The sequence below is a fragment of the Saccharibacillus endophyticus genome, assembly GCF_013185185.1.
Classification (GTDB): domain Bacteria; phylum Bacillota; class Bacilli; order Paenibacillales; family Paenibacillaceae; genus Saccharibacillus; species Saccharibacillus endophyticus.
Genome location: NZ_JAAZWE010000005.1, coordinates 562,041 through 572,013 on the forward strand (window position 1 = coordinate 562,041; position 9,973 = coordinate 572,013).

A 9,973-nucleotide genomic window follows, 5' to 3' on the forward strand; every position below is an offset into this window, starting at 1 on the left:
GCTTAGTTTGTTATGTTTTTCGGCACTTTTCTGAGTTTATCCACATATTCAGTGCCCCTACTACTTTTACTATAAAGATCTTAAAGAATATATTATCTATTACAGGAGTGACGAGATGAAAATCAGCATTTCCAAATCCCACCTCAGCGAAGCCATTCAACATGTATCCAAAGCCATTTCCAGCCGAACCACGATTCCGATTCTCGGCGGGATTAAATTCGACGTGGCTTATCATGGTGTAACATTAACGGCAAGCGATACCGACATTTCGATCCAATCCTTTATTCCGGCGGAAGAAGGCAACAAAACCGTCGTAACCGTGGAAAAAGTGGGCAGCGTCGTGCTTCCGGCCAAATTTTTCGTGGAGATCATTAAAAAGCTGCCGACCTCGGAGATCGAGATGGAAGTGGGCAGCGGATTCCAGACCTTTATCCGTGCGGGCGCAACGGACATTCAGCTCGTAGGTCTGGACCCTGAAGAGTTCCCGGTACTGCCGAGCATCGAAGAAAACCGCGTACTGTCCGTACCCGGCGATTTGCTGCGTCATATGATCCGTCAAACGGTATTCTCCATTTCGACTCAGGAGACGACTCCGATTCTGACCGGCGTAATGTGGAGCTTGAAAGAAGGACAGCTCAAATTCGTCGCAACCGACCGTCACCGCCTGGCGACGCGTACCGTTCGACTCGAAGGCGCGGAAGAACTCGAATTCAACAACATCGTCATTTCCGGCAAAACGTTGAACGAACTGAGCAAAATCATTCCGGATCAAAACACTTTGGTTGATATCGTCGTCGCCGACAACCAGGTCCTGTTCAAAGTCGATCGCGTCCTGTTCTACTCGCGCATCCTGGACGGCCTGTACCCGGACACGTCGAAAATCATTCCGTCGAGCCATAAAACAAGACTGCTGCTCGACACCAAAAACCTGAGCGAGTCGATCGACCGCGCCTACCTGCTGTCCCGCGAAGAAAAAACGAACATCGTGCGCATGCAGACGCTTGAAGAAGGCGGCATCGAAATTTCGTCCAGCTCGACCGAACTGGGCCGCGTGCAGGAAGAAATTCAGTTAGCCGAATTCGAAGGCGAACAACTTCGCCTGTCGTTCAACTCCAAATACATGCTCGACGTTCTGAAAGTCATCGAAAGCGAGCAGCTGACGATCCGCTTCACCGGCGTCATGAGCCCGATCATCATCGAACCGACAGACGAGAGCAACAGCCTCTACATCATCCTGCCCTACCGCACGACGAACTGATCTCTAAAGATTTATCCCTAAAATACAGATACCCAGTCCTGAAGAAAAGGCCGAAGGCGCAGGGGAAGTTCCAGTGAAGAAGCGATAGCGCTCGCCTTTGACCTCGGGAAGATTCCACTTTAAAATCCAATCCTTCTTCCCGAGGGAAACAGCGATCGTAACGGCACTTCCCCGCAGCCGCAGAGCCTTTTCCTCAGCACCTCCCCCGAAAGGAAGACAAAACCGATGAACGAAGTTTCCATCCGCACCGAATACATCAAGCTGGATACCTTTTTGAAACTCGCCGACTGCATCTCCACCGGAGGCAGCGCCAAAATGCTGATCGCCGAAGGCTTGATCAAGGTCAACGGCGAAAGCGAAGAGCGCCGCGGGCGCAAACTGTATCCGGGCGACACCGTCGAAGTCGACGGCGAAGGCACGTACAAAGTCATCAAGGAAAACTAATCCTTTTCCCGCAAAAATCGTGTTATCCACAATCCACAGCAGACGGGGCGGCTTTGCAGGATGCAAAAGCGGCCTCGTCTTCATTTTGCGGCAGGCGCACAGGAGGCATCGAAATCACGTGCAAGTTAGGGACATGGCACTTAGGAATTACCGCAACTATGACGAATTGAAACTGGAAAACTTCGGCAGCGTGAACCTGATGATCGGCCGGAACGCCCAGGGAAAAACGAATATGCTGGAGTCGTTGTTCGTTCTCGCACTGACCAAATCGCACCGTACGTCCAAAGATCGCGAGCTGATCGCATTCGGCCAAGATGCCGCTTACGCAAGCTGTCATGTGGAGAAAAAATACGGAAACGTCCACCTTGAACTTTCTCTTTCGCCGAAAGGAAAAAAAGCGAAGATCAACGGTCTGGAGCAGCGCAAATTGAGCGATTTTATCGGTACGCTGAACGCGGTCATGTTCGCCCCGGAAGACCTGGAGATCGTCAAAGGTACCCCGGGGATCCGTCGTCGTTTTCTCGATATGGAGATCGGTCAGGTTCAACCGAGTTACCTGTTCCATCTCCAGCAGTATCAGAAAGTGCTGCTCCAGCGCAACAACATGCTGAAACAGTCCTACGGCAAGACCCCGGACCCGGTCATGATGGAGATCTGGAACGAACAGCTTGCCGAGCACGGTGCCAATATCGTGCGCCGACGCAAGCGGTTTATCCGCAAGCTGCAAGTCTGGGCGGAAGATATCCACAAGGGGATAACCGGCGGCAAGGAACAGCTTGTCTTGCGTTACGTCCCTTCGTTCGGCGAAGCCGAGGAGGAAGATGAAGCTGTCTTATTGGAACAATTTATGATAAAATTATCACAAGTGCGCGAACAGGAAATCCGTCGGGGAACGACCCTTGCGGGACCCCATCGGGACGACCTCAGCTTTTTCATCAACGAAAAAGAAGTGCATAATTTCGGTTCTCAAGGCCAACAGCGGACGACTGCGCTCTCGCTGAAGTTGGCAGAGATTGAACTCATTCATGAAGAAATCGGCGAATATCCGATTCTTTTGCTCGACGACGTATTGTCCGAACTCGATCCGTACCGACAGACCCAGCTGATCGAGACGTTCCAGAGCCGGGTGCAGACGTTCATTACCGCAACGGGAATCGAAACGATTCATGCGGAGAAGCTGCAGGGCGCGCATATTTATCAGGTCAGCGAAGGGCATGTCGAATCCTAAAGGCGTTCTCAAGGAGGCTTCGAGTTCTTATGTATATCCATCTCGGCGGCGAAAAAATCATCCGCTCTTCGGAGCTGGTCGCCATCTTCGACGTTTCGATCGAAAAGTCTTCGCGCATCTCCAAGCAGTTCGTCAACGCCGCCAGAGAAAACAAAGTGGTGGAAACGATCGGCGAAGAGGAAGCCAAATCGATCGTCGTCACCAAGTCTGTCGTCTATTACTCGCCGATCTCCTCCGCAACGCTCAAAAAGCGTTCGAAGTCGTTCGTGTCGGGCCTATAACGCCGGATCGTCCGGTTTATAGCGATTCCTTTTCCTAATTGCGTTGACTGAATTGATGCTGCAAGTTTTCCCTGCGAACCATGGATTCGTTCCCGAACGGCGAACGAATTTATTCAAGCGAAATCTTCATATCGAACGCAGTCGACGTATGGATACGCCGCCATTCCCGCCGCAGCCGATTTTGGCTCCGGGAGCGGGCGTTTCGTATTCTTTTCTCGCAATTTCACAACTTACAGGAGTGGGTGAACGAAGCATGTCAATGGATCAACAATCATATGATGCCAGTCAGATACAGGTTCTCGAAGGACTTGAAGCGGTACGCAAGCGGCCGGGTATGTATATCGGTTCCACAAGCGAAAGAGGCCTTCACCACTTGGTGTGGGAAGTCGTGGACAACAGTATCGACGAAGCGCTCGCCGGTTACTGCGATCATATTCAGGTGATCGTGCATGAGAATAACAGCGTTACGGTAATCGATAACGGCCGGGGAATCCCCGTCGGCGAACATCCGAAACTGAAACGTCCCGCTCTTGAAGTCGTTATGACCGTGCTGCACGCAGGCGGTAAATTCGGCGGCGGCGGATATAAAGTTTCGGGCGGCCTGCACGGTGTCGGCGTATCCGTCGTCAACGCGTTGTCCGAAAAGGTCATCGTGAAAGTTAGACGCGACGGCAAGATCTACGAGCAGGAATATCGCTACGGCGCTCCTCAGTACGATCTGCGCATCATCGGCGAGACGGACGTGGAAGACACCGGTACGACGACGACATTCCAGCCGGACCCGCAGATTTTCACGGAAACGACCGTGTTTATCTATTCCACGCTGCTCACGCGTATTCGCGAGCTGGCTTTCCTGAACAAAGGAATCAAGATTTCTTTGCTCGACGAGCGGACAGGCGAAAACGCCTCGTTCCACTACGAAGGCGGAATCAGCGAATATGTAGCTTTCCTGAACCAAAACAAGGAAGTCATTCAGGAGGAGCCGATTTACGTCGAAGGGCAACGCGATATGATCGCCGTCGAAATCGCTCTTCAGTACAACGACAGCTATACGGAAAATATTTATTCGTTCGCGAATAATATCCATACCCATGAAGGCGGTACGCACGAATCCGGCTTCAAAAGCGCATTGACGCGGATCATCAACGATTATGCGCGCCGCGCAGGCGTCGTGAAGGATGCCAGCAACAACCTGACGGGCGACGACGTGCGCGAAGGTCTGACGGCGATTATCTCCGTTAAGATTCCCGAGCCGCAGTTCGAAGGCCAGACCAAGACCAAGCTCGGCAACAGCGAAGTCCGCGGGATCGTGGAATCGTTGTTCTCCGAAAAGCTGACGGACTTCCTGAACGAAAATCCGTCCGCGGCCAAGCGGATTCTCGACAAAGGCCTGCAGGCGGCCAGAGCGCGCGAAGCAGCCAAGCGCGCACGCGAACTGACGCGACGCAAGAGCGTGCTTGAAGTCAGCGCCCTGCCGGGCAAACTGGCGGACTGTTCGTCGAAGGACGCTTCGATCTGCGAAATGTATATCGTCGAAGGGGACTCCGCAGGCGGTTCGGCCAAGCAAGGACGCGACCGTCACTTCCAAGCGATCCTGCCGATCCGCGGTAAAATCCTGAACGTGGAAAAAGCACGTTTGGACCGCATTTTGTCGAGTGCCGAAATCCGCGCGATCATCACGGCGATCGGTACGGGCATCGGCGAAGATTTCGATATTTCGAAAGCCCGTTACCACAAAATCGTCATCATGACCGATGCCGACGTCGACGGCGCGCATATTCGCACGCTTCTGCTGACGTTCTTCTACCGTTACATGCGTCAAGTCATCGAAGCGGGCTACGTGTATATCGCGCAGCCGCCGTTGTTCAAGGTCGAGCGCAACAAAACGATTTTGTACGCGAACACGGAAAAAGAACGCGACGAGATGATCGCAAGCTTCGGCGAAGGCGCGAAAGTCAACGTGCAGCGCTATAAAGGTCTGGGCGAGATGAACCCGACGCAGCTGTGGGAAACGACGATGGATCCGGATGCGCGCACGATGCTTCAAGTTTCGATCGGCGACGCGATGCTTGCGGATACGATGTTCGATACGCTGATGGGCGACAATGTCGAACCGCGCCGCGACTTCATCAACGAGCATGCGCAGTATGTGAAAAACCTGGATATTTAACGAAAGTTTGTTTCCGCTGAAAGGGTACGATTTTCAGGAGAGGCGGCCCGCTTCGGGTTCGCCTTTTCTTTTTAGTTTCAAAGCGCTTTTCCGCCATAAAATACGGACATTTGTTTGGATTAATGGTATAATAATAAGGATGTGGAAGCCCAAGATTCCGGGTATTTTCAAGGCGTTTTCAAGCTTTGCTTTCAAATGCAAAACGCAAAATCCAAAAACGAACCGCATGCTTATGCAGGTACTTATGATGTATCCGTTCTTTTTTGAAGTAACCGATCGATCGGAGTACATCCAAGATAGAAGGAGGCCGTCATGGCGGAAGAACAAAGATCGCATGTCGTAGACCGGGATATCAGCGTAGAAATGCAAGAATCCTTCATGGACTACGCAATGAGCATTATCGTCAGCCGCGCGCTGCCCGATGTCAGGGACGGGTTGAAGCCGGTTCACCGTCGCGTGCTGTACGCGATGTCCGAACTCGGGATGTCGCCGGATAAACCCCATAAAAAATCGGCGAGAATCGTCGGCGAAGTCATCGGTAAGTATCACCCTCACGGCGACTCCGCCGTTTATGAAACGATGGTACGGATGGCGCAGGACTTCTCCATGCGCTACATGCTCGTCAACGGTCACGGGAACTTCGGTTCCATCGACGGCGACGGCGCAGCGGCCATGCGTTATACCGAAGCCCGCCTTTCCAAGCTCGCGATGGAAATGCTGCGCGACATCAACAAAGAAACGATCGATTTCCAGGACAACTACGACGGGGAAGAACGCGAACCCGTCGTGCTGCCCGCGCGTTATCCGAACCTGTTGGTCAACGGCGTATCGGGGATCGCGGTCGGCATGGCCACGAACATTCCGCCGCACAACTTGGGCGAAGTGATCGACGGCGTGCAGGCCTTGATCGAGAATCCGGATCTGACGCCGCTTGATCTGATGGAATATATTCAAGGTCCCGACTTCCCGACCGCGGGATTCATTCTCGGACGTTCCGGCATCCGTCAGGCTTATCAGACGGGCCGCGGTTCGATCACGATGCGCGCCAAAGCCGAGATCGAAGAATTCGGCAACAAAGCGCGGATCATCGTGACGGAGATTCCTTACCAGGTCAACAAAGCGCGTTTGGTCGAAAAGATCGCCGAGCTGGTACGCGAGAAGCGTCTGGACGGCATTACCGATCTGCGCGACGAGTCCGACCGTACCGGCATGCGCATCGTTATCGAGCTGCGCCGGGACGTGAACCCGAGCGTCGTGCTGAACAACTTGTACCGCCACACGGCGATGCAGTCGACGTTCGGCGTCAATATGCTGGCGATCGTGAACAACCAGCCGAAAATCCTCAATCTGAAAGAAGTGCTGTACCACTATCTGGAGCACCAGAAAGTGGTTGTACGCCGCCGCACGGAATTCGATCTTAAAAAAGCGGAAGCCCGCGCTCATATTTTGGACGGTCTGCGCAAAGCGCTTGATCATCTGGACGAGGTTATCGCGATCATCCGCGGTTCGCAAACGGCGGATGCCGCCCGCGAACAATTGACCGAGCGTTTCTCGCTCAGCCAAGAGCAGACTCAGGCCATTCTCGATATGCGTTTGCAGCGCCTGACCGGCCTGGAACGCGAGAAGATCGAAGCCGAATACAATGAGCTGTTGGCCAAAATCAGCGAATACAAAGCCATTCTCGCCGACGAGACGCTGCTGCTTCAGATCATCAGCGACGAGCTGAACGATATCAAAGAGCGTTATGCGGACGCGCGTCGTTCGGAGATCACGATCGGGGAAGACAGCATTCTGGACGAAGACTTGATTCCGCAGGAGGAAGTGGTCATCACCATTTCCCATACCGGTTACATCAAGCGTCTTCCTGCAAGCACGTACCGCAGCCAGAAGCGCGGCGGACGAGGCGTCATGGGCATGGGCACGAAAGACGAAGACTTTGTCGAGCATCTTTTCGCGACCAATTCCCATAACCACCTGCTGTTCTTCACGGACCGCGGCAAAGTGTACCGGATCAAGGCTTACGAGATTCCGGAACTTAGCCGTACGGCGCGGGGAACACCGGTCATCAACTTGATCCAGATCGAGCAGGGCGAGTCCATCAATGCCGTTATTCCGGTAAACGAGTTCAAAGAAGACCGCTTCTTGTTCTTCGCCACTTGCCGAGGAATCGTGAAAAAGACGCCGTTGACCGACTATGGAAACATCCGCAAAGGCGGCTTGATCGCGATCACGCTGCGCGAGGACGATTCGCTGATCGGAGCCAAGCTGACGGACGGCGAGCAGGAGATCATCATGGGTACCGCTTCCGGCTTGTCGATTCGTTTCAAAGAAAGCAATGTTCGTTCGATGGGCCGAGGCGCGACCGGCGTCAAAGGCATTTCGCTTGAAGGCGAAGATACCGTGATCGGCATGGACGTCGTGAAGCCGGATCGCGAAGTGCTGATCGTAACGAGCAAAGGCTACGGCAAGCGGACGCCGATCAGCGAATACCGGATTCAAACCCGTGGAGGTAAAGGGATCAAAACGATCAACGTCACGGACAAAAACGGACCGGTTGCCAGCTTGAAAGTCGTGAAATCGGAAGAAGACCTGATGATTATCACGAACGGCGGCACATTGATTCGTACGAGCATGGACGGCATTTCTTCGATGGGTCGTTACGCGCAAGGCGTTAGATTGATCAATATTCGTGAAGATGAAGCGGTCGCGACCGTTTGCCGGATCGATAAGAGTGAAGAGATTGACGAGGATGAATTGGCTGAAGGCGAATTTGTCGAAGGCGAAGCGGGAGCTGTAACTTCAGATGAAGCTGCTGAGGACGCACCTGCAACCGATGAAGAGTCAGTTGAATAGTTTAAATCGTTACTGATGCAGGGAAGGGGGTTCTTTTGAACCTCCTTTTTTGTGTAAAAACCTCCTTTTTGATAAAAGATTGGGCGCAAGACCGATTTCGGATATTTTTGGTATTGTTGCGCTTGGTATCACGGCATATAATCGAAATGGTAAGCAAGCGGTATATGGCAACAAGCAAACGAATATTGCTGGCTGCCACGCTGAACCCGCAACAGGCGGAAAAGCCCGCAGTCAGGCAAATATTCAATTCTGCAAACCCGAACGACCGCAATAGAGGAGGTGGAATGCCATGGTGAGTATACCCGTGAGCGAGCTTGAAGCAGGCAAGAGAATCGTAGCCGATGTTTATACGGATAAAGGCAATCTGCTTTTTCAAAAAGGAAGAGTGCTGCTCCCGAAAGACCTAGAGGTTTTGCAAGCGTTTATGATCGACTACGTAGAGCTTCAAGGCGTCGCAGGGGACAGCGAGAAGACAGCTTCAGAACAAAGTGGCAAGACCTCCGCAACTCCACATGTTGAAGCTGGCCGAAATATGATTAGCCGTAGGGAACAAAGCTTTATCGAAGAATACGAGCAAACGGTGGCTTTAATTAAAACAGGGTTTCCTTCTGTACTGGCAATGGAGATGCCGATCTTCCAGTGGCGGGCACAGCTTGAGAAACTGATTGATCAGATTCAAGGATATCGTATTCTCGGCTTTACTCCGCGTATGCCGGACAAGCACGATTATATGTACCATCATGCCGTATTATGTGCGTTGACTTCATATATGCTTGCACGTTGGCTTGATATTCCTCAGAAGAACTGGATTCAAGTCGCATTAGCCGGGCTGCTGCACGATATCGGTAAAGTCAAAATTCCACCAAACATTCTGCATAAACCCGATCAACTCGGTCCGGAAGAAAAAGCAGAGATGAACAACCACACAACGTACGGTTATCAAATCTTGAAAAATGCGACCGCTTTGCAGGAAGGCGTATTGCTGGCAGCCTTGCAGCACCACGAGCGTGTGGACGGCAGCGGTTATCCGTTCGGCTCAACAGGTGAGAAGCTGCACATCTACGCGAAGATCGTGGCCGTGGCCGATATCTTCCATGCCATGACGCTGGATCGTCGCTATCAGGGCTCTACGTCGCCTTACTTGGTGCTTGAGCAATTGGAACAAGATTCGTTCGGGAAGCTCGATCCGGCGATCGTGCGTACGTTAATCAAGCACACCACGCAATTGTCGCTGGGTACTCGCGTTAAACTGAGTAACCGCAAGATGGGCGAGATCGTTTATGCCGATGCGCATCAGCCGACAAGACCGATCGTTTCTATTAATGGAGAGATCATCAATTTGATCCAGGAACGCAAGCTGTTCATTCTGGAAGTCTTATAACGCCATATAATGAGGCTTCCTGAGCGATCAGGAGCCTTTTTTCATAAAAAGAAGGTTTTTTTGAAAAAGTGCTTGCTATCTGAATGTCAGCATGATATATTCTAAGAACGGCCTTGAGAGAGCGCCGATGCGGTTCGAAGAAGTGAGCGAGTCCAGATGAGATCGAAAAGAAGCTTCGAACGAAGCTGAAAAAAAGATTTCAAAAAAGACTTGCAAAACAAAAACGAACATGCTAATATATAAGAGTTGCTGCTGCGAGCGAAAGACTGAGCGGCAGAAACGAGAAACACAGTTTGCTCCTTGAAAACTGAACAGTAAGTGAGTCGCGATGATGAAGATCATCGTGAGAATATAGATT

General features: G+C 52.1%; 7 protein-coding genes. All 7 read left to right on the top strand.

What is annotated here, in order from left to right:
* Window positions 1-115 precede the first annotated feature (115 nt).
* The gene (gene dnaN, locus HRQ63_RS19805) at window positions 116-1,258 is read left to right on the top strand and encodes a DNA polymerase III subunit beta (RefSeq protein WP_172246879.1); all 1,143 of its coding nucleotides are present in this window, start codon (window positions 116-118) and stop codon (window positions 1,256-1,258) included.
* Window positions 1,259-1,483: 225 nt separating this feature from the next.
* Window positions 1,484-1,702: a S4 domain-containing protein YaaA gene (gene yaaA / locus HRQ63_RS19810; RefSeq protein WP_172246880.1), complete on the top strand. Its 219-nt coding sequence runs from the start codon at window positions 1,484-1,486 to the stop codon at window positions 1,700-1,702.
* Between the two features lie 133 nt (window positions 1,703-1,835).
* A complete protein-coding gene (gene recF / locus HRQ63_RS19815; protein WP_216674011.1) occupies window positions 1,836-2,930 on the top strand; it encodes a DNA replication/repair protein RecF in 1,095 nt (364 codons plus the stop codon).
* A gap of 29 nt (window positions 2,931-2,959) precedes the next feature.
* Window positions 2,960-3,211, top strand: coding sequence for an extracellular matrix regulator RemB (gene remB, locus HRQ63_RS19820; protein ID WP_172246882.1), 252 nt, complete (start codon window positions 2,960-2,962; stop codon window positions 3,209-3,211).
* 253 nt (window positions 3,212-3,464) lie between these two features.
* Complete coding sequence (gene gyrB, locus HRQ63_RS19825; RefSeq protein ID WP_172246883.1) at window positions 3,465-5,381, top strand: DNA topoisomerase (ATP-hydrolyzing) subunit B; 1,917 nt, start codon at window positions 3,465-3,467, stop codon at window positions 5,379-5,381.
* A gap of 312 nt (window positions 5,382-5,693) precedes the next feature.
* A complete protein-coding gene (gene gyrA / locus HRQ63_RS19830; protein ID WP_172246884.1) occupies window positions 5,694-8,234 on the top strand; it encodes a DNA gyrase subunit A in 2,541 nt (846 codons plus the stop codon).
* Between the two features lie 289 nt (window positions 8,235-8,523).
* Window positions 8,524-9,615 (top strand): HD-GYP domain-containing protein, encoded by a 1,092-nt coding sequence (locus HRQ63_RS19835; protein WP_172246885.1) that lies wholly within the window; start codon window positions 8,524-8,526, stop codon window positions 9,613-9,615.
* Window positions 9,616-9,973: the final 358 nt, after the last annotated feature.

Excerpts from the sequence above, each read along its gene's own strand:
- gyrB (WP_172246883.1), top strand. The coding sequence starts at position 3,465 with ATGTCAATGGATCAACAATCATATGATGCCAGTCAGATACAGGTTCTC.
- dnaN (WP_172246879.1), top strand. The coding sequence starts at position 116 with ATGAAAATCAGCATTTCCAAATCCCACCTCAGCGAAGCCATTCAACAT.
- yaaA (WP_172246880.1), top strand. The coding sequence starts at position 1,484 with ATGAACGAAGTTTCCATCCGCACCGAATACATCAAGCTGGATACCTTT.
- gyrA (WP_172246884.1), top strand. The coding sequence starts at position 5,694 with ATGGCGGAAGAACAAAGATCGCATGTCGTAGACCGGGATATCAGCGTA.
- remB (WP_172246882.1), top strand. The coding sequence starts at position 2,960 with ATGTATATCCATCTCGGCGGCGAAAAAATCATCCGCTCTTCGGAGCTG.
- HRQ63_RS19835 (WP_172246885.1), top strand. The coding sequence starts at position 8,524 with ATGGTGAGTATACCCGTGAGCGAGCTTGAAGCAGGCAAGAGAATCGTA.
- recF (WP_216674011.1), top strand. The coding sequence starts at position 1,836 with ATGGCACTTAGGAATTACCGCAACTATGACGAATTGAAACTGGAAAAC.